At 55.4% G+C, this 21,697-nt stretch carries 18 protein-coding genes; 8 read left to right on the top strand and 10 right to left on the bottom strand.

The genetic code is table 11. The annotated features are described in order from the left end of the window. Positions 1–165: 165 nt before the first annotated feature. Positions 166–2,847, top strand: a complete 2,682-nt coding sequence (locus HY751_00455; GenBank protein MBI4664857.1) for a hypothetical protein — start codon at positions 166–168, stop codon at positions 2,845–2,847. Between the two features lie 389 nt (positions 2,848–3,236). On the opposite strand, the gene HY751_00450 is transcribed toward HY751_00455, so the two are convergent. Both HY751_00450 and HY751_00445 read right to left on the bottom strand, forming a co-directional pair. Beyond that, complete coding sequence (locus tag HY751_00450) at positions 3,237–3,815, bottom strand: hypothetical protein (protein MBI4664856.1); 579 nt, start codon at positions 3,813–3,815, stop codon at positions 3,237–3,239. 20 nt (positions 3,816–3,835) lie between these two features. Continuing rightward, positions 3,836–4,924 carry a deoxyhypusine synthase gene (locus HY751_00445; protein MBI4664855.1) on the bottom strand — a complete coding sequence of 363 codons (1,089 nt, stop codon included), beginning with the start codon at positions 4,922–4,924 and terminating at the stop codon, positions 3,836–3,838. Positions 4,925–5,247: 323 nt separating this feature from the next. On the opposite strand from HY751_00445, the gene HY751_00440 reads away from it, so the two are divergent. Both HY751_00440 and HY751_00435 read left to right on the top strand, forming a co-directional pair. Continuing rightward, positions 5,248–6,246: an AAA family ATPase gene (locus HY751_00440; protein ID MBI4664854.1), complete on the top strand. Its 999-nt coding sequence runs from the start codon at positions 5,248–5,250 to the stop codon at positions 6,244–6,246. Beyond that, positions 6,243–6,887: a helix-turn-helix domain-containing protein gene (locus tag HY751_00435; GenBank protein MBI4664853.1), complete on the top strand. Its 645-nt coding sequence runs from the start codon at positions 6,243–6,245 to the stop codon at positions 6,885–6,887. Before HY751_00440 ends, HY751_00435 begins: the two co-directional genes overlap by 4 nt. Positions 6,888–6,945: 58 nt before the next feature. Here the strand turns inward: HY751_00435 and trxA are convergent, their stop codons facing one another. Then, entirely contained in the window at positions 6,946–7,272 is a 327-nt protein-coding gene (gene trxA, locus HY751_00430) for a thioredoxin (GenBank protein ID MBI4664852.1), read from the bottom strand. A 33-nt stretch (positions 7,273–7,305) separates the two neighbouring features. On the opposite strand from trxA, the gene HY751_00425 reads away from it, so the two are divergent. Together HY751_00425 and HY751_00420 are read left to right on the top strand one after the other, a co-directional pair. After that, a complete protein-coding gene (locus HY751_00425; protein MBI4664851.1) occupies positions 7,306–7,587 on the top strand; it encodes a hypothetical protein in 282 nt (93 codons plus the stop codon). A gap of 88 nt (positions 7,588–7,675) precedes the next feature. Then, positions 7,676–8,041, top strand: a complete 366-nt coding sequence (locus tag HY751_00420) for a hypothetical protein (GenBank protein MBI4664850.1) — start codon at positions 7,676–7,678, stop codon at positions 8,039–8,041. Here HY751_00420 and HY751_00415 read toward each other — a convergent pair. Continuing rightward, the gene (locus HY751_00415) at positions 7,983–8,684 is read right to left on the bottom strand and encodes an NAD(P)/FAD-dependent oxidoreductase (protein ID MBI4664849.1); all 702 of its coding nucleotides are present in this window, start codon (positions 8,682–8,684) and stop codon (positions 7,983–7,985) included. The genes HY751_00420 and HY751_00415 overlap by 59 nt on opposite strands. Before the next feature lies 1 nt (position 8,685). Continuing rightward, the gene (locus HY751_00410; protein ID MBI4664848.1) at positions 8,686–9,144 is read right to left on the bottom strand and encodes a cbb3-type cytochrome c oxidase subunit I; all 459 of its coding nucleotides are present in this window, start codon (positions 9,142–9,144) and stop codon (positions 8,686–8,688) included. 86 nt (positions 9,145–9,230) lie between these two features. Between HY751_00410 and HY751_00405 the strand changes: the two genes are divergently transcribed. After that, on the top strand, positions 9,231–10,616 hold the full coding sequence (locus tag HY751_00405; GenBank protein ID MBI4664847.1) for a carbohydrate porin: 1,386 nt from the start codon (positions 9,231–9,233) through the stop codon (positions 10,614–10,616). A 250-nt stretch (positions 10,617–10,866) separates the two neighbouring features. After that, entirely contained in the window at positions 10,867–14,121 is a 3,255-nt protein-coding gene (locus HY751_00400) for a bacteriohemerythrin (GenBank protein MBI4664846.1), read from the top strand. Here HY751_00400 and HY751_00395 read toward each other — a convergent pair. The 5 genes from HY751_00395 to HY751_00375 all read right to left on the bottom strand — a co-directional run bounded on the left by HY751_00395 (position 14,118) and on the right by HY751_00375 (position 20,891). Then, the gene (locus HY751_00395; GenBank protein MBI4664845.1) at positions 14,118–15,152 is read right to left on the bottom strand and encodes a hypothetical protein; all 1,035 of its coding nucleotides are present in this window, start codon (positions 15,150–15,152) and stop codon (positions 14,118–14,120) included. The genes HY751_00400 and HY751_00395 overlap by 4 nt on opposite strands. Before the next feature lie 44 nt (positions 15,153–15,196). Then, a complete protein-coding gene (locus HY751_00390; GenBank protein ID MBI4664844.1) occupies positions 15,197–16,777 on the bottom strand; it encodes a 4Fe-4S binding protein in 1,581 nt (526 codons plus the stop codon). Continuing rightward, positions 16,764–17,999: a hypothetical protein gene (locus tag HY751_00385; GenBank protein MBI4664843.1), complete on the bottom strand. Its 1,236-nt coding sequence runs from the start codon at positions 17,997–17,999 to the stop codon at positions 16,764–16,766. Before HY751_00385 ends, HY751_00390 begins: the two co-directional genes overlap by 14 nt. Continuing rightward, the gene (locus tag HY751_00380; GenBank protein ID MBI4664842.1) at positions 17,996–19,564 is read right to left on the bottom strand and encodes an FAD-dependent oxidoreductase; all 1,569 of its coding nucleotides are present in this window, start codon (positions 19,562–19,564) and stop codon (positions 17,996–17,998) included. The genes HY751_00385 and HY751_00380 overlap by 4 nt, the downstream gene beginning before the upstream one ends. A gap of 349 nt (positions 19,565–19,913) precedes the next feature. After that, positions 19,914–20,891 (bottom strand): DUF1858 domain-containing protein, encoded by a 978-nt coding sequence (locus tag HY751_00375; protein MBI4664841.1) that lies wholly within the window; start codon positions 20,889–20,891, stop codon positions 19,914–19,916. A gap of 124 nt (positions 20,892–21,015) precedes the next feature. Here HY751_00375 and HY751_00370 point away from each other — a divergent pair, with 124 nt between their 5' ends. After that, positions 21,016–21,693: a Crp/Fnr family transcriptional regulator gene (locus HY751_00370; protein ID MBI4664840.1), complete on the top strand. Its 678-nt coding sequence runs from the start codon at positions 21,016–21,018 to the stop codon at positions 21,691–21,693. Positions 21,694–21,697: the final 4 nt, after the last annotated feature.

The following is a 21,697-nucleotide window of genomic DNA, read 5'->3' as shown; positions in this document are numbered from 1 at the left end:
TGTAATATCCCATAATCTTTGGTGGGTCTAAATTTCCGGTTGAGGGCTTTTTATGGCTTCGCCTGAACGCAACTTTTCACGCCGTAGTTTGTCTGTTCGCCCCCCGCTATCCCATTTTGTTCCACCCGCCGGGTTCCGCAAACCAAAACAAAAGGTATTGGCCAGATGAGCGAATTTTATTGGAACCCCGCCCCAAACGCTTCCCGTGGCAGTGAGCGGGAGCGGATGCTGGAAGAGTTGCGCGGCGAGATCGAATATGAGCGGATGAAGCGGCTGGCCCAGCTGGAAGACGAGATAACAGCCCTGCGCAAAAAGGGGCTGGATGGGCTGGACGGCTATATAAAATCGCGCAAGGACAAGGCCAACGCGGAACTGGAAGACCTTTACGAACGGTTAAGGAAAGAGACATACACCCGCTCCAAACGCGAGGTGGAACATATCCGTGAAGTGGTATGGCAGGAGCTGGAGCAGGAGCGTTTAAAGAAAATCGCCTCTATCAAGGAAGAAACCGGCAAAATCCGCGACACCGAGCAGGAGCTTATCTTCGAGGACATTTCAAAGCTAAAGGCCAGGCTGAAAGAAGACGCGCAGGCGGAAACGGAGCTTTTCTCCAAATCGCTTTTAAACCAGGCCCACCAGGAAATAATGAGGCTCACCGCCTTTTTCGACACGGAATATGACCGGCAAAACTCCCACGCCATGTCCGCCTTAAGGCGCAAATCCGAACTGGAACGCAACCGCCTTACCCATCAGGTGCATACCGAGGTGGACGCTTTCCGTCAGCGCAAGACCCATGAAATGGTGGACGAGGTGGAACGTGAGCGGCTTCGCCTGAAAAGCGAGCTGTCCAGCGAGATAGAAGACATCCGCCACAAAGCCCGGGCCGACGCTGAGGCGGGCCTGGCCGAAGAGATGGAGTTAAGACGTAACGACGCCCTGCGCGCTTTCGCCGAGTGGGAGGAGCAGTTCAAGCGCGATATGGAAATGAAACGGGCCGCCGCCATGCTGGAAGCGCAACAGGAGGCCGCAGAGATCCGCGCCGCCATGCAAAAAGAGGTGGAGAAAGAAACCGCCATCCTCCGGGCGCGGCTGATAGACGATATTTCCCAGAGCATGGTCACCCTCGAAACTGAGCGTAAGCAGTCCATTCAGGCGGCGGTGGAAGAAGCCAAACGTGAACGGCTGGCGGCCATAGATTCGCTCATCACAGAGGAACGCTCGCGGCGCATCGGGGAACTGGAGGCGGAAGTATCCCGGTTACGGAACGACTCCATAGGCTCCCTGGCCCACGAGGCGGTAAGCATGCGGCTTGGCATGGCCGAGCGGATGAACGCCGAGGTGGAAAAAGAAAAAACCGGAAAGCTGGAGCTGGTGAAAAGAGAGATAGAGGCCGAGCGCGAGGCCCGCATGAGGATAATGGGCGACAGGTTGCGGGCCGACGAGACCACCGCCCGCGAATCGTTGGCCGAACGGCTTGTGAATGAGGAACAGGAGGCCCGGGCGCGGCTGTTGCGCCAGATAGAGACCGAGCATAAAGAGGCCGTGGCCCAGATGACCGCCGACATGCGGCCCCGGCTGTTCCGGATGGAACTGGAAATGAAAGAACGGTTGGAGGTGGAAAAATCCTGGGCGTTGGATTCATTGAAGGCCGAGCTGGACTCCCTGCGCCTGCGTCATGTGGAGCGGTTGAGCAGGTGGGAGCGGGAAGAAAAGGAACGGCGGCTGGCCCTGGTGGATTCCCGCATGACCGACGAGGAAGCCCTCCGCCGAAGGTTCCTGGACAGCCGTCTGGCCGAGCGTTACAGGACCGCCGCCGGGAAAATAAAAGCCACTCTCCAAAAACGTCAACGCCAGGCCGAAGATTTGATGGCGCTGGAGCTGGAGTCCAAAAAGAACTCGCTGGTGGCCAAAAGCCGCCAGGAAGCCGCAGCGGAGAAAGAGCGCCTGGCCCTGGCAATGGAGGAGGAATCCAAAAACGCCCGCCGGGCCGCCGTGGAAACCCTGGCAGTGGAGATATCCGAAGAACGCGCAAAAAGACGCAAAGCGTTGGAGCAGGAAATGGAGAACGAGCGCATAGAACGCGCCCGGGAGATAAACATATCCATCGCCGAAGAGAAAGCCAGCCGCCTGGAAGCGTTGCGTAAAGAATACGACACCCATGAAAAAAGCCTTGTGGAGCGCCTGGAGGACCGGAAGCAGAGGTTGTGGCGTAAACAGGAAGAATGGGTGCGGTACGAAACCGACCGGCTGAAAATAGAGCTTTGGGAGAAGCTGAACGAAGAAATGGAAATCGCCCGGGCCGAACGCAGGAACGCGCTGGAAGCGCAAATAGCCGCCGAAAAGGAAAAACTGGCGCAACGGGCCATGCTGGACGCGGATATGGATAAACGCCATCTGGAACGGAAAGTTCAGGACGAAGTGGGCATTTTCCGCGAACGGGCCAAACGGGATGTGGAAACGGATGTGCAATCCAAACTGGCCGAACGGCTGGCCCAGCTGGACACCCAGCTGGAAGCCGAACGCGCCACCCGTTTGAAGGGGATGGAGGAAGAAGTCCGCGCCAGGGAGGCCGACAGGTTGTCCCAGCTGGAAAATGAATTGAACGTAGAGCGGTTGAAACGTTTCGACATGCTACGGATGGAGCTGAAAACCGAAGAGTACCGCCGCCGTCAGGAATTGATAACCGACATCATGAACAAAAAAGCCGAGCTGGACACCAGTTTCCAGAAAGAGAAAGAACGCTACTTCGAGCAGATCCGTGAAGAAATGGCCCACAACGCCAACTTTACAAGAGAGAGGTTCGAGGAGGAGATACGGAGAGTGGCGAAGAGCTTGCAGTTGAATTAGGGGAAATGCATACGGTGGAAGAAAGACATGATTCAAGGCTTGGCCCTTATCGCTTCCCCGTGGTCGCCCGACCACGGACTCCAAGGCCATAATTAAAGACCGAGGTCAGGCGACCTCGGTGAAGCACAAAATCCCCGGTGAAGTACAAAGAAACTCCAGCTTCCCCGTGGTCGCCCGACCACGACTCCCAAGCCGTAATTAAAGACCGAGGTCAGGCGACCTCGGAGAAGCATTACTCTCAGCGACTTCGGTGAAGCGAAGCGTTATCATGCCGGACTTGATCCGGCATCTGGGCCTAAATTCTTTCCCGTGACCTTGGCAGGCGCAGACCCCGCCTCGCGCTGTCGCTTGGCCGGGGTGACACGAAGCTATGCGCTAACTCACCCCGCCTATCTTGCCAGGGTGATAATGGCCCCTTTGAAACCTATAGGCGCTGGTTGGGCCGCCTTCCCTATCCAGTCTTCCGGCTTCTTGGTCATCGGGTCGCCGTCGGAATCGTATCGCGCTTCCACGCTAATCTCCATTCCGGCGGTGGGCGTGCCCATCATCAGGTCTTTTTCGGTAAGTTCGAATTTTATGGGGAACACGGGTTTATCAAACCTTTTCGCCGCCAGCGCCGGGCCGCCTTCTTTGGGCCGCACGATTACGTACAACGTCCACCCCTGCGGGGCGCTGGAAGCGGTGGCGGGCGAAAGCTCCACCCGGCCGGAAACTATCAAACCGGCGAATCCCGCTGGCGCCTGCGCAGACGCGCCTCCCATGGAGTATGGCGCTGTCTGCGGGGGCATGGCGGGCGCCGGGGCTGATGGTTGAGCCTTTCTTTCTTCCGCTGGAACCGGCTTGGGCTCCGGCAGTGGGCCTATCTTCTCATACGGCTCGAAATGATGGTCCTGACACGCCCCGGTAAACATGGAAAGGGCCAGCACAGCGCCAAAGGCGATACTCTTGCGGAAATAACTGCTTTTCATTGTCATACCCACGCCGTTAATTATTTGCCCGCCTGCGCGGCTTTATACTCTTCGGTGAGCCTGGCCACCAGCTCGTCGCGACGGTCGTACAGCCTCTTGGGCTTTCTTGGCCCAATACGGTTTAGCAGATACGAAGTCATCAGCGGCAGGGCGATGGTGGTGTCCATATATCCCACCACGGTGTCGGGGATCATAACCGGGTTTACCTTGCCCCAGCTCACCGCCTCGTGCGGGGTGGCGCCGGAAAGGCCGCCGGTGTCTGGCCGGGCGTCGGTTATCTGGATGAAATAGTCGTGCCCTTCCACGTGGATCTCCATTATCTCGTCCAGTTGTGGAATGGTTTGTAACAGGAAATTTTTCGGGCTTCCACCGCCCAATATCAGCACGGCGCTTTTACCGCTCCGCTTGGCGTGGAGCGCTATGGCGGTGCTTTCGGTGACATCGCGGATGGGGTCTATCTCATGCCCCGGCTCGGTCAACGTTAGCGCGGCGGCGTTAAGGCCGATGGTGGAATCGCCAGGAGACGGGCAGAACACCGGCACGGCGTTCCGGTAAGCGGCGCCTAATACGGTGGAGCCTTGGGAGCCGGTTTCTTTCTCGGTGGCGTCCACATATTTGCCCATCAGGTTGTGAAGCTCGGCGGTGCCCATTCTGTGTTTGAACTCCGCCTGCTCCAGAAGATGGAAAACATATTTATCCGACCGGGCCAGCACCTCGAAATCGAAAACGATGTCGTAAATCCGGATGATGCCGTGTTTTCTCAGCTCCGTATCGTCCACAAAGGGGGTGGACTTGTGGAGCGGCAGGTTTAGCCCGAAATGCAGGTCGTGATAAAGGTTGGCCCCTGTGGTGGAGATATAGTCAATCCAGCCGTTTTCTATCCATGAAACAAGGCAGGAAGAGCCCAGCCCCGCCGGGGTAAGCGCGCCGGTGAGGGAGATGCCCAGCGTGGTGTCATTGGAAAGTATCTTCTTTTCCAGCAGGCGGCAGGCCTCCGCCAGCCTGGCGGCGTTGTAGGCGTTAAAGAAACCGTCTATAAGCTCGTCAACGGCCATCCCTTTTTTAATCCTGGCCGGTTCGATCCTCTTACCCTTGATATGGTCAACCATCTTCAAAACCTTGCTCTCTTTTTAGATTTCGTTACTGCTAGGTTCGCGCTTGGCGAAAACACGTAATGGTATTCCAAAGGGTAAGCCCAAATCAAGCATTACCCGGCCAGTTTAAAGCCTCATTCCCTGTTAAGCATCCCCGGGGTCACCAGCCCCCTTGTCCAGTTAGCACCCCCAAAGCCGCCCACCCAAACCGCAAGCATCCCCGGAGTCGCATGACCCCGGTCCCCGCAATTTTTATAAAATATTTTGGAATATCCGCTATATTGATGTATCATTTCATTTTATTTTTGAGTCTTAGTCCCACTCCGTGCTTCATCAGCATGGCAACTCTAATCCATTTCTCCTTAAAGGGGGGGGCGGTGGATATTTCCAGCGAACAGGAAAAAGTAATTTGGTCCTTCGGGGGCGGCAAAGGCGGCTCCGGAAGAACCCTGCTTGCGACGAACCTGGCCATACTTTTGGCCAGAGATGGGAAAGATGTCATCTTGTTCGATGGCAACCTGGGATGCGCCAACGCCCATACCGCCCTGGGCATGAAACATCCATCCAAAACCCTGTCGGATTTCCTGCAAGGCCGCGTGGCGGACCTTTCGGATGTTATAGTCCCCACTCCCTTCAACAACCTAAGGCTTATCCCCGGCGCAAAGGACGCCATCAACGCGGCCAATCCAAACTCCGCGGTCAAAACCAAACTGGTAAAACGTCTTCGGTCCATTCCCTGCGAACATCTGTTTCTGGACATCGGCCCCGGCACAAACTTCCAGGCGGCGGATTTTTTCCTGGAGGGTCATATTCAGGTGATGTTGATAACCCCCGAACCCACGGCGGTGGAAACGGCGTACAGGTTTATCCGGGCCTCTATCCATCGAAAGCTTAAAAACATCGTGGACAGGCCGCTGTTCGAGGAATATCTGGACGAAGGTTTCGGCGACATGGGCGAAGGCAACCTGATAGCCCGGCTGGAATCCATACTGGAAAAGATAGAAAAAACCGACAGCCAGGTGGCCGAAAAAGTGGCCAAGGCCCTTTACGAGATGGAGTTTAAACTGGTGGTGAACCAGGCCCGGGACCGGCACGACAGGTACCTGGGCCCCTCCATCTGCGAGATCGTAAACAAGTTCTACGGCATCCATATGGATTATGCGGGCATCATACCGTTCGACGAGCGTGTCCCCCACTCGTTCCGCAGGAACACGCCATTCCTGGTGGAGTATGGAAAAAGCGAGACGGCGGCCCATTTCAGCCTGATTTTGAAAGAACTGTTAAAGCTTGCGCCGGAACGGGCTAAAAGCAACCAGTTGAACCTTATCAGTTCATGAAACGCAAAAAGATAGCAGAGCTGGACTATTACGAACTGCTGAACATTCAGCCCCGCGCCTCCCAGGAGGAGGTGGAACGGGCCTATCTTTATCTGGCGTCGGTTTACAGCGAAAACTCCAGGGCGGCTTACGGCGCCATCTCCGAAGCGGAACGCCAATGGATGATAAAACGGGTCCAGCTGGCGTTTGAAACGCTCATTAACCCGGCCCTTCGCGCTGAATATGACGCGGCTTTGAAACAAACCGTTACCGCCGATACAAAAGCGCCCTCCACCGGCGCGGAACAACGCCGTAAAAGGCTGTTGGAATCTTTCCATGGGGCGGGGGCTTCCATGCCACAGGCGGCGCGTCAGAATCAGGATAAGAGCCATGTCCATGTGCCGGGCACCCCACCCCCGGCGCTTAACACGGGGCCTGTAACCGGGGCCCATCTTAAGAACATACGCCTGGCCAAAGGCGCGTCGCTGGATGAGATATCCTCGCAAACCAAGGTAAAGAAATCTTACCTGGAAGCCATAGAGAGGGAAGACAGCAAAAGTTTCCCGGCCCCGGTTTTCATGAAAGGGTTTTTAAAGGCATACGCCAAGGCCCTGGGGCTGGACCCGGAAGAGATAAGCGTAAAGTACCTGAACCGGGAATAATCCAAAAAAAAACGGGCGCCGGTTAAAGCGCCCGCTTAGTGTTTCGCTGAAAAACCGGTTACGCGTTCTGCGAGATTATCTCGTCCAGCTCCGCTTTGCTCCGCACGCCGACCACCTGTTTTAGAATTTGCCCGTTCTTGAAGAACAGCAGGGTGGGTATGGAGCGGATGCCGTATTGAGTGGCGATCTTGTTGTTCTCATCCACGTTCACCTTGCCCACGTTCACCTTGCCATGGTACTGCTTGGCAAGCTCTTCCACCACGGGGGCGATCATGCGGCACGGGGCGCACCATTCGGCCCAAAAATCCACAAGGGTCAGTTTTTCGGATTTAACAACCTTTTCGCTGAAATTGTCATCGGTATATGTTTCAACGTTCTCGGACATCGCGCTTCTCCTGATTCAAAAGTTCCCGAAAGAATGGTTAAAAGTGTAGCCTCAACCCGGGAAATAATCAACGTAAAGCTTCCCCGTGGCCGCCCGGCCACGGATTATTTAAGAACCGAGGTCAGCGACCTCGGCGAAGCAACAAGAACCGAGGTCAGCGACCTCGGTGAAGCGGCGAAAACCGGCAACGGGCGCGCGTCGCATAAAGCCGTTTCACAACACAAGCGGCGTTTTTCAGGTTTATCAGGTTTTTCAAGTCCTTCAGGTTTGCCAAGTTTAACTTCTTTATCAGGTTATAGTGATTTTGTAATTTAACTGGGCTACCTTCTTCATTGGCGCGGCTTGCAGGCCGCGGGAGACCGATGTTTGCAAACGGCGGCGTTTCGAATAAAGGACGGCACAAATGAAAAAGAAAATGGGTATCCCACCGGCTCACGGCGCGGCCTTATGGTTTAACCGGGAGCTGGAAATGTTTTTGTCCGGCGAGCGTTCGCCCAATTGCTATGAAACCTTCGCCCCTATGGAGGCAAGAGCGGTTGTGGCCCGATGCGGGCAGATGGGCCTTTTCCCGGTGTTCAGCCAGAGTCATTTCGAGCTGTGGGAGGCGACGCTGGAGATAATGGGGCTGGAACGGTACGATGGCCCCGTATCCACCCATAACGCCGGGCTGGGGAAAAGCCTTATCGGCTCCCCGCCGATGATTTGCGCGTTTATTCCCCCGGATTGTCCTCTTCCAAAACCTTCACCCCTTCCAGCGCATGGGCTTTAAAAGGTTCCCAACCGTTTTTCTCTATCACCGCGCCAAGCCTGTGCCCTTTGATGGCGTTTTTTGAGAAGTATCCTATGATGCGGCCTACGGTTTTTATAACGTCCTCCTCGGTTAAAACCACCGCCAGCCGCGTGGCGATCCCGGGTTTAAACCCGGCGGCGCCTCCCGCCAGTATTTCGTACCCCCTGGGATTGGCTATAACACCTATGTCTTTGGTGGCGGGCTCACTGCAAGACCGCTGGCACCCGGCCACGCCTATGGCCAGTTTCATTGGCAGTTCAACTCCACGGTACAGTTCGTCTATCCGCATGGCCAGGCCCAACACCGGTTTTTTGAACCGGCGGCAGAATGTCTCCGCCGAGCACATTTTTACAGGCCGCACGCCGCCAGCCTTAAAGGTGTTAGCCTTCCGGCCGGAACGCCCTTCTATATCTTCGGGAACTTTTCCATCGCCCCATACGAAGATGATCTCGCCGGTGAGCTTTATATTGTCCGCCCCTTCGGCTTCCATTTGCGCTACAAGGGTTTTCAGCTCTGCCACCGGTATGACCCCGGCGGATATGAAAGGCGCAAAAGTCCCCTTCCGTTCCTCCTCGCCGTTCTCGTCCGTCTCAATCCTTTTTCTATTCCCGCATCCGCTCAATTTAAAACTTCTCCCCTTTCGCTTCCCGCTGGGCGCTTCCAATGGAGCGTATCCTGCTCCAGATGTTCCATATAAAAATGAAGCCCGCTACTATTTGCATTGCCGCGCCCACCGTAACCGGCGCCCAAAGGCCAGTATTGGGCGAGAAAGCCATGCCCACCTCCCCCATAGCCCTTATGGCCGTGCCCAAGGTGATGAGCCAATAGTTTATCTCCGCCATTTTGGGGCTGTACCGCATGTCCTCCCTGGCGGGGCGCGGAAACATCCAGTAAGCCACACCCATGATGAGAATGGTCATGAACCCCACCAGCGTAAGATGGGTATGGGCCGACATCAGCGTCCCGGCGGAGGCCACGGCAAAACCCAAAACCTGTTGGGCCAAAATCCAGCCCCCCAGGAAAAGGCCCGCGCCGAAAAAAACCAGCGCCGTTTTCACATACAGGCGGGCGACACCAAACATTTTTTATCGGATAGCTCCGCGACTTTATATCAATTCTCGGATATACTTAGCGATCACGATATGATTTTTGATATGTCCGGTAAACCATGAAGTTTTTTGAGCATAAGGTTGTAGTGGGAAAATCGGCTTTTCCTATACTTTTCATGGCCTTCGGCGCGGCCCTTTTCCCGTCCCCCTCAGTTGCGGATTCCAACAGTAAAATCAAAGCCATAGAAGAACAGCTTGAACGGATTACCGAGGAGCTTGAACAGGAGAAAGAACACCGGCGCAACCTTGAGAAATTAATTGAAGAATTGACCATACAGGGTGAAGCGCCATCCCCCACCGCGGAAACATCCCCGGAGCCCATGGTTAATCCGGAATCTGAACCTCCCGCTGGCGCCGAAGGGGAACTTTTGGAAGGTGAAACCACCACGCCACTGGTATTTTCCGAGGAAAAATACTCCCGGGGGCCAGAGTTCACAGGCGGGCTCACAGGCATATTGCAGGGCTCCTCCAAAACCGCCCGGGGCGATGGACAAACCAACGCCAGCGCCGTTCTGGATATGGAAATAGTATATAGCCAGAATGATATTTATTACCTCATCATCGGGGCCAAAGCATGGTCTGGTAGAGGGTTGGATCCGGCGTTGGCCACCGATATACCGGTGAATTATGGCGCCGAGCGGCTGGCTGGAGATAAAGATGAAGGGATAATTATCTCCCACGCTTATCTGGAAGGGCTTTTTCTGGAAAAGAGGTTCATCATAAGCGCCGGGAAGATGGATGTAAGCTCCCTTTTCGACGAGAACATATTGGCCGGGAGCGAGAAAACAGCTTTTGTTTCAGGCGCTTTTAACAGGGCTTCAGGCATAGTGGGCAAATCGCTGGAGCCTTTGTTTTCCCCGGCTTTGAGGATTATATTAACCCCAGCGCCTTGGGCGGAGTTTCAGGCCATTTATGCCCATTCCGGGTTCGACCATCTGGAAAGGAACCCATATTTGGTGGCCCAGCTTTCGTTCAGGCCCAGCATGGGCGGGCTGGAGGGGAATTACAGGTTCTATTATGTGAGCGACGGGCGGGAGTACCATGACCTGGGTGGCGCTGAAACCAGGTCCAACCGGGTGATGGGTTTGAGTTTCGACCAGTTCGTGACCGACCATATGGGCTTCTTCCTGCGTTACGCCACTACGGACGACACTATAAAAGAGAACCGTGTGGCGTCCATGGCTTCCGGCGGGCTTACATTCTCCGGCGGGTTGTGGGGCCGGTGGGATGATTTGATAGGCATAGGCTACGCCAGGCTTGGCTTAAACGATAACATTGATAATTCAGCCAATTCCGATGGCCAGACCGCATTGGAAATTTACTACAACGCCAGGCTTAACCCGATGATAGCCATAACCCCGGACGTTCAGTTGCATTCCAACCTGCCAACCGCTCAAGACAGGGACATTACAATAGTGGCCCTTCGTGCCCAGATGGACTTCTAAAACTGGTAGTGTGTCAGTTTGAAAGTACAGGGGAGATTCTTCACTTACGCTCAGAATGACAATATAAAAGCCGTTGATAACATTGTCATCCTGAACGAAGCGCCAGCGAAGTGAAGGATCTGCCTATTATTTGAGATTCAAACTGAGACACCACCCTAAAACTTTATCCGTTGCTTTTCCATTGCCGTTAGAGTAAATTGTGTCAATCCAATCTTCGTTCAAAATCAGTCTTTTGTTTCCGGGGGCATTCATGCAAAGACTGCTCATTTCGTTTTTTCTTGTCGTTTTCTTTACTGCGTACACGCCATCGGCGGTATTGGCGGCGGAAGAGGCCGTTTCGTCCAGAGCTGGGGATCAGGCCCGGGTCTCGTCCATAGTTGACGCGGAAAGCGCCAAAATCCTCTCCACCAACTGGCTTGAAAACCACAAAGGCGGCGATACTCAGGAGATTAGCGAGGACACCTCGTCGTTCTCCGCGGTGTTCTGGGTTGTCATCATCGCTGTAACGGTGCTTATCGTGGCGCCGCTGGTGGTGTCTTTCGGCGCGGCGGCCAAGCGCACCAGCATTAGTCTTAAACTTTATAACAGCCACGGCAGTCTGGTGCTGTTGGCCCTTATTCTTGGAATAACCGGCTACACTTACATAAGCAGGCTAACCAACGTTTCCCAGCTGGACCTGCAATTTCTCGACCTCAACGCCATGGTCAACAAGCTCAACGTGGCCCAAAGCGATTTCCTGCTTTACGGCGGGAACAACCCGGCTTTCGGTGACAAGCAGTCGTCCGCCATAAAGAGCCTTATTTCCGAGTATGAGGACGACTATAAAACCATCAGCCAGAACTCCCACGCGGAAGAAGAAGACCTGGCGCTGTTAGAAAAGATCAGAGGCGCAGTCCAAAGCTACGAAAAAAGCTTCAACAACCTGATGTCGGCCTATCAACCCGCCCAGAACGCCTACGCCAGGACAGACTCCATGGCGGATGAAATGTTCCGGATGGTTTCAGACCCGCTACTGCGCGAAAGGCTCCGCAAAGTGGAATACAGCAAGGCGGTGTTCCATTTCAGTCCCACGGCGAAAAACATAAACAACCTGTCCGACAGCATGGAAAGCCTCATAGGCGTTTCCGGCAAAGCGGGCGGCCCGCTGGGAGGCAAGCTGGATAATTACAAGGCCGAACTGGCCAGGCTTGTGACCCACTCCGCCCAGGTGGAAAAAGAATCCGCCCGGATGATCTCCAACATAGATGAAATACGGCGTCTGACGGCGGCGGGAAGCTCCCAACTGCGGGGCCGGGCTGAAACCCTGTTTTTAGAAGCCAACACCGCCTCTTCCATCCTCATCCTTATGGCTTTGATGGTGGGCATTATCCCCACGGTAATAGTCACCAGGGCCATTACCAAGCCCATGGAGAGGGTGATCCACATGATCCAGGAGATGGGCAAAGGGCATCTGGAAGAGAGGCTTGATTTGGGACGCACCGACGAAATCGGGCAGATGGCCAGAGCCATGGACGATTTTGCGGACAACCTCCAATATGAGGTGGTGGGGGCGCTCCAGCTTCTTTCAGAAGGCGACCTTACCATGGAAGCCTCCCCCAAGGATGAACGGGATGTCATCATGGGCGCCCTTCGCAAAACCGTGGAAGATCTGAACTATCTTATTTTCCAAATAAACTCCGCTGGAAACCATTTAGCCTCCGGCTCCAGCCAAGTGTCCGAATCCAGCCAGGCGCTCTCCAATGGTTCCACCCAGCAGGCTTCGGCGCTGGTGCAGATTAAGAGTTCCATAGAGCATATAGCCGCCCAAACCAGACAGAACGCGGAAAACGCCGGTCAGGCCAACCGGTTATCGGAACATTCCCGGCACGCCGCCGAAGAGGGCAACACCAAGATGAAAGAGATGGTAGGGGCCATGGCGGAGATCAACGATTCCAGCCAGAACATCTTCAAGATCATCAAGGTCATAGACGAGATTGCTTTCCAGACGAACCTCCTGGCGCTCAACGCGGCGGTGGAGGCGGCCCGGGCCGGTAAGCACGGAAAGGGTTTCGCCGTGGTGGCCGAAGAGGTGCGAAACCTTGCCGCCAGGAGCGCCCAGGCGGCGCGGGAGACGGCGGAGCTTATAGAAGGTTCTGTGATAAAAGCCAGGAACGGAGCCGAGATAGCCGACAAGACCGCCCTGGCTCTGGAGTCTATCGTGGCGGAGGTCACCAAGGTTACAGGCTTGGTGAGGGAAATCGCAGAATCGTCCAACAAACAGGCGGTAGGCATAGACGAGGTCAATAAAGGCCTGGCCGAGATAGACAAAGTGACCCAGCGGACCGCGGCCATCGCCGAACAGACCGCGGCGGCGGCTATAGACCTGTCCGGCAATTCGGAACGGCTAAGAGAGATGCTGTCCCGGTTCAAGCTGAAAGATTTCACCGGCTCAGTGAAGGCTTTGCCGCCATCTTCGGCGTCGTTCACCGCGCAGTCCATGGCGCCAGTCCGCTCATTTTCCGCTGGAGATAACGGAAAGCGGATCAAATGGGATCCGGCGGTTTACGGAACCGGCATACCGGAAATGGACGAGCAACACAAGAAGCTCATCAATATCCTCAACGGGCTGTTCGACGCCGAGCAGGAAGGGCATGACAAGCGCGTGATCAACAAAACCCTGGACGGTTTGGTGGAATACGCCCAAACGCACCTTTCCGAGGAAGAGGAGTTGATGAAGAAATTCAACTTCCCGGATTTCCCCAACCACAAGAAAATCCATACCGACCTTCTGCACAACGTGACCAAGCTTTACACGGATTTCGTGGAAGGGCACAATCCATCGGTATTGAAACTGCTTGGATTCGTCCGCAACTGGCTGAACAACCACATCCAGAAAGAAGACAAAAAATACGGCGAATACATCCTGAAACAAACCGGCAAATCAGCGCCCAGGCCGTCATCGGCTGTATTTACCCCGGCCGCCGCCCATGCGGCCGACCATGGCGATTATCACGGCCAAAGGATAAAGTGGGATCCGGCTGTGTTCGGCACCGGTGTGCCGGAGATGGATGAACAACATAAAAAGCTGATCGTAATCCTTAACACCCTTTACGATTCCGAACAGGCGGGACATGACCGGGACGTTATCGGAAAAACTTTGGACGGCCTGCTGGATTACGCCAAAACGCACCTCTCCCAGGAAGAGGAGCTAATGACAAAATATGGTTACCCGGATTTCCCCGCCCACAAGAAAATCCATACTGAACTGCTCAACAACGTGAGCAAGCTGTATAAGGATTTCATAGAAGGCCGCAATCCTTCGGTGTTGAAGCTGTTAGGTTTCGTGCGGAACTGGCTGAACAACCACATCCAGAAAGACGACCGGAAATACGGCGAGCATATCCTTAAACAGCTGATAGCCAAGGGAGGCGGAACCAGCTTCTCAAAACCAGGTCAGGGTACCGTACAGGCCAGCGAAGGCGCCGCCGCGCCACACTTTGACGACGGCGATTTCAGCCATTTTTAATGGCCAGCGCCGGTCTCCGGAATTATCTTCTTGAACTCGCCAAGGATGGTTGAAGGATCCTTCCGGAACCTGTCAATAAACCCATTGAGTTTTTCCATATAGGTGTCACTCATCCTGTCCTTGAACGTTTCGAAGAAACTGTTTATCTGCCCGGTTAGAAACTCGTAATCCGGATCGCCAGGCTTTCCGAATTTAACTCTGGCCCCCAACTGCTCTTTCTCTATGCCGCCTCGGATATAGGCGTGTCCCGCCGTCATCCCCGAGCAGATGTAATAACCGGCCGGTTTTGGTATGTCATATACGTTCAGGATAACGCCAATGGTACCCTGCGCGTATTCCATGAAATAGTCCCGCACCCTTCTGCCTATGACTATCACCGGTGGGTTGCGGTTCTCCACGATCTGCTTGTATTCCTGCTGGAACGACTCCCACCCGTGGGCCATGATCCTGGCTTTGCGGCTCTGATAGGTTAGCAGTAGAGTCTCTTTGGTTTCCTCCTTGGAAAGCCCCTCGTAGCTTGAATAGTCAATCTCGCGCCACACGTGGGGGATGCCGGCCCCGGCTCGCAAACCGCACCGGTTGCCCCCCTGCCCCGCCACCCGGAACAGGCCAGACGGGCAATAAGAGGCGAAAAGGTCGTCCACAGAGCCGCCGATGTTAAGCTCCGTGGGATTGGAGGTGTTGCCGATGGCCACCTGGGCGTCCCCCGGACACCAGACATTGTTCGGGAACTTGGTTGGGTAAGTGTTCAGCTGGATTTTGTCTATGAACGCCGCGGAATGGTTGCCCATTATTCCGTAAACGGAAATTTTGGCCGGGCCGGACACTCCAGTGCCTATGAGCGTCTGGCCGCAAACGTTGTTCAGCGTGAAGTCTGTCACACCGGCGGCCCTGGCGGCTTTCATCAGGCCGTTGAGCTTCTCGCCGTTCATGTCCATCACGCCGCAGTCTATGATGACGGCGTTCCGCCCGGCCACCATGGCGGCCACGCTGTTTTCATCCACGCCGTTGTTTAAAACCAGTTCCTCCAAGGCCTTCTTCTCCTGTTCGAGCAGTTGATGCTATGTAAAACCCGTCAGAACGGCTGTTTGCCGAAAGTCTCAAACAGCAAGGGGTTGGAGCCGTGATACCGGAATTTCCTGGAACCCACCACGTCTTCATGGGTGGTGAAACCAAGACCCGCCGCCAGCCCTTCCATGCCCCGTTTCCAAGAGCTCATCATGTTCACTATCCGCCGGGCGCCGTCTTCCGGGTCTATCCTGTGCCCGTAAGCCCTGGCTGTGATGCCCCAGGCGCACTGGCCCGTATGGCACCGTCTGCACATGGTGCAACCCAGCGGGATAAGATGCCGGGTTCCAGTGCCCACGAAATCGTAGCCCACCATCAGCGCCAGCATGGCCATTTTCGGGTTCATAATGCCCCCCTCGCCTATGAGGGAGACTTTCTCGCGCAACCCTTCGGCCACCAGCGCGTCATGGGCGATCTTGCCGATATAAAGGGTGTTCATGCCACGGTTCTGCAAATCGGTTATAGACGCCGCGCCAGTGCCGCCACCGCCACCCCGGAGGGTTATATAATCGAATCCGGCCCGGGCAAGGGCCACCACGATGTGGTTCACGTTCCAGATGGTGCCGTAAATGTCAGCGCCAACCAGCTTGTTGGGCCCCAGCGCCGCCCGCAGGCTGGCGATGCGCATCCTAAGCTCCTCGATGGAATACTGGAGATGCTGTGGGTTCGGCGAATTCACATCTTTGTATGGCTCTATACAGCGAATTAACGCTATCTCCCAGTCGTTCTTCGGGGCGGGAAGTTTTCCGCCTTTGCCTTTTTTGGCGTCCTGCCCGTACTTCATGGATATGCCCCGGAACTGGCTTAAATCCACCCAGGGGCCAAACCCGCCGGTGCCGAACTGCAGGATGCAATGTTTGAAGGCCGGGGCGAAATCCGGATGAAGATACCCCTCGCCGGCGAAAAACGGCCGGCCCAACTCCACCGAGGCCAGAATACGCGACAACATGGCCTCGTGGCTGTTGGAGCCGTAGCTCATGTGCGAGTCCAGAACGGGCGTGTTCACCCGCAGGCGCCGCTCCGGGTTCTTTCCCAGATAGCAATGCGACAGCTGGCCCGCGAACTCGTTTACGTTGTCACGCTGGGGGTTGAGGATTATGGAGGCGTCTATGTGGAAATCCTCGTAGTCCGGCGGCTGGTTGTAGTCCATCATGGAGCTGGTCATACGCTGGCCGAAAGACCTGTACAGGTTCTGGAAGATGACCTGCGCTCCGTGGGCCGGTGTGCCTATCACCTGGAAGTTCGGGTTGTTGTCCACGGTTATGGCGTCGGTGGGACACATGGCAACGCACCGTTTGCAGTTGCAACAGTCCTCATCCTGCACGCGCAAATGCTGTACGACGCTTGCCGCCTGCGCCGAGGCGCTTTCGGGCAGTCTTCTGCCTTTGGCGTCAAGATATACGTTTACCCCTTCGAACACACCTGTCTTGCGGTTCTTGTCTGTGAGGTTGTGGGTGCACTCGCCCATACAGGTGTAACACCACACGCACTTGTCCGGATCCACCGTAACCTTGTACGGCCCGCCCATCCGGCCGATGCCGACTTTCAGCGGCCGTTCATATACTATTTTTCTTTCAGAGAGTTTCACCGAACACTCCATCAATGGAACCGTCGTTCTTTATCTCGTATGCCACCAGCCGTCCCGGCTCGCAGTTGACCGATTTGAAATCCTTCTGCGCGATCCAGGCGCTGTGATAAATCACCTTCTCCTCGGAACCCCAGATGGCCGTTTTCCCGTCGGATGAACGGCCCATCCAAAGCTGGCGTAAACCGTCCCGGTCCCGCCCGGCGATAACCTTGTCGCCAACGAGGGCCACAAAAGAAGAGGGGCCGCTCATTTTGTATCGGGCCAGGATGGGGTCGGACACCAGTTTCATGTATTCCGCCCGCTCATCCGCCGTTAGGGTGGAAAGCTCCTGGGGGAACTTCTGGCACATCACCCATTCTATTTTCTGGTAATCCAGGTTCTTGCCCACCAGGTCATCCACCTCCAGCAGGATGGCCTCCGAGTCGGTGCCAACGCACCTTTTCACGTCGCCGGCCTGAAGGCCGATGGCGTTGGACGGGGCGGAAGACAAGTCGCCATTGTGGATAATAGCCGAATTAAGGAAACTTATGGGATGCGCGCCCCACCAGATGCCGGAAGACACAATGCTTGTGGGCCAGCGCATGTGTATCATAATGGCCGAAAGCGGTTTTTCGGCGTACTGGTAAAGCTCGAAAGCGTCTATGGTGTCTTTCAGCTCCATGGCGGTAATGAACACCCCAAGGTTCTTGCCAGAGGAGAAAATCCTGGCCTCGCCCATATAGGAATTGTTGAACCTCTCCACAACCCGGCGCACGTGCAGGTCTTCGTCGCTGGTGTGGGTCTTGCGCATCATCTCGTCTTCCGTGGGGGTGCTGAGGAAATAACGCCGCATTTCCGGCAGGGAATATTTGCGATAAGCTTCCGGCGTAACCAGCGGTTCCATTTCGCCGTAATGGCGCATACCCAGTTTGTGTTCGGTGATAAGCGGCTCCAGGTTCTTAGCCACTTCCCGGTCCCTGTAAAGGACGTGGAAGGCGTAAAAATCCGCCCGTTTGGGATAGATGCCCCGAAGCAATACGCCCGCGCCGTAAGTGCCCCGGGCCTGCATGGTCTTTGCGGATTCCAGCGAAGCGCGCAGATTCACCTCTCCAATGGCGGCGTACAGCCCGCAGGCTCCGGGGGAAACGCCGTTGGAAGCGCAATCCGCCCTGGTAATGGGGCCGTTATCGGGCAGGCCGGACAAGTCTGGCCAGTCTTTTGTCAAAAGGTCCGCGCCGCTCATTCCACCTCCTCCACTTCCACAGGCCGCACCACGTAACGGGGGCAATCCTCCCAGCACCGGCCGCAGTAATCGCAATCATCGCCCCGGCTGAACAGCTTCCCCTCAGGGGTCCATTCCACCATGGCCTTCTCTATTCCCTTTTTATCTCCACATGCGCGGAAACACCAGTCGCAATCGGAGTTCAACCCTCCGATGCACATGCCGCACCGGAAACACCTGTTTGATTCCAGAATGCCCTCTTCCAGGGTTACAACCTGCTCAATCACTTCAAAACCGGCAATCCGCTTTTTAGCGGGGGCCGTGCGGTTGCGTATCCGCGCTGATTCAACGAAATAGCGTTTCACGTTCATCTTGTCGTAGGTGACCTCTTCACCCGACGGGGCGAACATGGAGGCTCCGGAAAGAAGCTTGTGAACGCCCTCAGCCGTTTTTTTGCCCGCGGCGATGGAGTGTATGACGGTCCCCCTGGAGTCCGGCAAAACGTCACCGGCGAAGAAAACGTTGGAGACGCCGGTCATCTCCCATTTCTCCGGCTCCTGGCCGATGGCCATTATCACCACGTCCGCCGGGGTGGTTATCACTTCGCCGGTGGGAACAGGCTTGCCCCGGCCCGACTCGTCGTCGCCGGAAAGGCGCATTTTCCGGCTCTTCAAAACCTTGCCGTCGTAAGATTCCGGCGCCACCAGGAACTCGAACACCACCCCTTCTTCCCGCGCCTGCTTCACTTCATTTGCGTGGGCTGGCATTTCGTTTTCTGTCCGGCGGTAGAGTGTGTTCACCGATACGGCCCCAAGCCGGGTGGCGCACCGGCATGCGTCCATGGCCACGTTACCACCGCCTATTACCACCACTTTCTTCCCGGTGAAATGGTTTGGGCCGGTTTTGCCGGTGTTGACGGCGCGAAGGAACTCGATACCGTTTAAAGTTTTGTCTTCGCCGGTTATTCCGGCTTTCCTGCCATTCCCGGCGCCGGTGGCCACGATGGCCGCATGATACCCGTTGACCAAGAGTTTTTTCACGTCAGCGGGGGTTGTTTTCTTGCCGGTTTTTATTTCCACGCCACATGCTTCTATAAGGCCTATCTCCCTGTCCAGCGCTTCCCTGGGAAGCCTGTACTGGGGGATGCCGTATCTTAATACGCCACCGGCCTTTTCATCCGCCTCGTGGATATCCACCTTGTACCCGGCGAGGTTGAGGAACCAGCCAGCCGCAAGACCGGCGGGGCCAGCGCCCACTATCAACACCTTTTTGCCGTTGCGAGCCGCCATTGCCGGGCGGTAGGAAGGATCGAACCCGTGGTCGCCGATCACCGACTCTAGCATCTGTATGGAAATCGCCTGGTCGAACTTGCCCCTGTTGCAGGGCGTTTCGCAAAAACCGTAACAAACACGGCCCAGCACCCCCCTTAACGGGTGGCTGTCCATCATGATGCGCCAGGCCTTTCCGGGCTCGTTGCGGGACAGCGCGTGAAGGGCCGCCGCTATATCGGTATTGGCCGGGCAACCGTTAAGGCCGCCGCAAGGGGCCGTTTTGTTTTCCCAGAGGGGAACTACATATCCGCTCATCTTCCTTCTTTCGCCTCTTCACCCCCGGCAGGGGCGCAATAGGGTGAAAAACTATCCATATCCAAAAAAACCGTAAACGTGAATTTTAACAATTCCATGGTCAGGCGCAAACCTAAAACTAACTGATTGTGTTAGAAAAAACCGGTATGGCTTTCGAAGCCGCCGGTTAGGCCCGCGCCGCTTGTTGGGCGCGCGCCTTTGCGCCTTGTTGGGGCTTTTTGCGGAATTGGGGTTGGGTAAAACGCAAAAAACCCGCTGACCCGCTATTTACAGCGGCGCAATCGGCGTTATTTCCGCGTTTCATGTTGTCCATCCTTTGTTTGATGAGAACCGGCTATAATTTCAGCCGCTATATTACATTCTGGATAATGCCATTTATTTCGTCAAGGATTTTCTCAACAGGCATGTTGTGCATCATGGCTGTCTGCTCCACCGTTTCCGTCTTCTGGCCTGGGCAGGTGAAACATGCGGAGCCGTAATTGCTCTCGAACACGGGCTTCACTTCCGGATAGACCTCCAGCAGGTTGCCTATCTGCGTTTTGGCGTGGGCCAGGCTTCCCCGTTCAATCTGGGCGCCCAGCTTGAGATAACCCTGCGGATGCGCCGGAGCCTGCGCATCCTCATCTGAACCTGTTACAAGTTTTTTCCCCTCCAACGCGGCGATGAGATTGAATAATCCCACGCCAGCCTTCTTTGCGGCCATTTCCAGGGTAATCATCTTGCCAACGGTGGCGCGGGCCGATGGATTGGCCACGCTGTCCAGCCCGTGCTGGTTAAATATCTCTTCCAGATGGGGCCATTTATCCAGAATGTCCCCTATTTTCATGGAAGGGCCCACTTTTACCGGCTCCCCGCCTGATGGGGCTGTCGGGGTAGTGGGACTTGGCGTGGGGGTCACCGGGAACTTTTCCGCCTCGGCGGGCGCGTCTTCTTCCTTCAGAACCCCCCAGATGTTCACGATGAATATGAAAATGGCGATACCCTCCAGCGCCCCGGCCGCGCCGAACAATGCTCTTGGCATGCCTCCCGTCCAGTACCCGCCCATGATGTAAAACGCGGACATTGTCCAAAGCCCGATGTTGGCCAGCCAGAAATGGACGGGGATAAGCGCGGGGTAAGGCACAGGCCTGGCGTTGAACCGGGGAAGGATGTGATAGGCCACGCCGTATATCATCATGGACAAGAACCCCAGCAACATCATGTGGACGTGGACGAACCGTAGCTCCGCCCTGGCGTGTTCGAAAACCGCCAGATGAAACCCCATGAAAACGCCCAGCCCAAGGTAAATTATGGAGGCCTTTATAAACAGTTTCGCGTTCTTGTCCATTCCAAACCTTTCAACATCGAATAAACCAGTACAATTTGAACATAAATCATCCGGTAATCATCCCCTATGATGAAAATCATAAAGCTGATAAACTTAAAAGTTATTCTAAACGAACCTTTGAATAATGAACGAACAACTTAAGAAGATACGGCTGTTTTCAAAACTTTCCGATGAAACCGCTTCGTGGCTGGCGTCCCGGATGGCAATCAGGAATTACACCAAGGGAGACTACCTGTTCCATGAGGGTGAGGACGCCCACAAGGTTTACCTGGTAGTGAAAGGTAGCGTAAAGATAGTTAAAGAATTCGCCAGCGGAAAAAACGCAATCATGGGCATATTCGGCCCGGGGCAGATGGTGGCGGAAGTGGCGGCGGTGGACAGCAAGCCATACCCAGCCTCCTGCGTGGCCATGGATGAGGTGACGGCGGCCGCCATTCCTTCCGAAACGTTCCTGGAGCTTTTCAGGAAAGCGCCGGAAGTGCCTGTAATGATGATAGTGGGGCTTGGCGCAAAACTTAGGGAGCTTACCGCCAACCTGGGCTCCATCGCCGTGCAACCCGTGGAAAAACGCCTGGCCCGGTTGTTGTCCAAACTTTCAGCCGATATGGGCGTAACCACTCCCGGCGGAGTGGCTTTAACGCTGAACATGACAAGAAAAGACATGGCCGAGATTATTGGCACCTCTTTCGAAGTGGTGGAACGGAGCCTGAAAAAATTGCGGGAAGACGGGGTGATCTCGGTGGACGGAAAGAAGATAACCATCCACAAGATGCCCGCGCTGGAAGAAATTTTCGCCGACTGATTAA

The sequence above is a fragment of the Nitrospinota bacterium genome, assembly GCA_016208975.1.
GTDB lineage: Bacteria > Nitrospinota_A > UBA7883 > UBA7883 > JACRLM01 > JACQXA01.
This window is presented reverse-complemented; position numbering and strand designations above follow the sequence as displayed.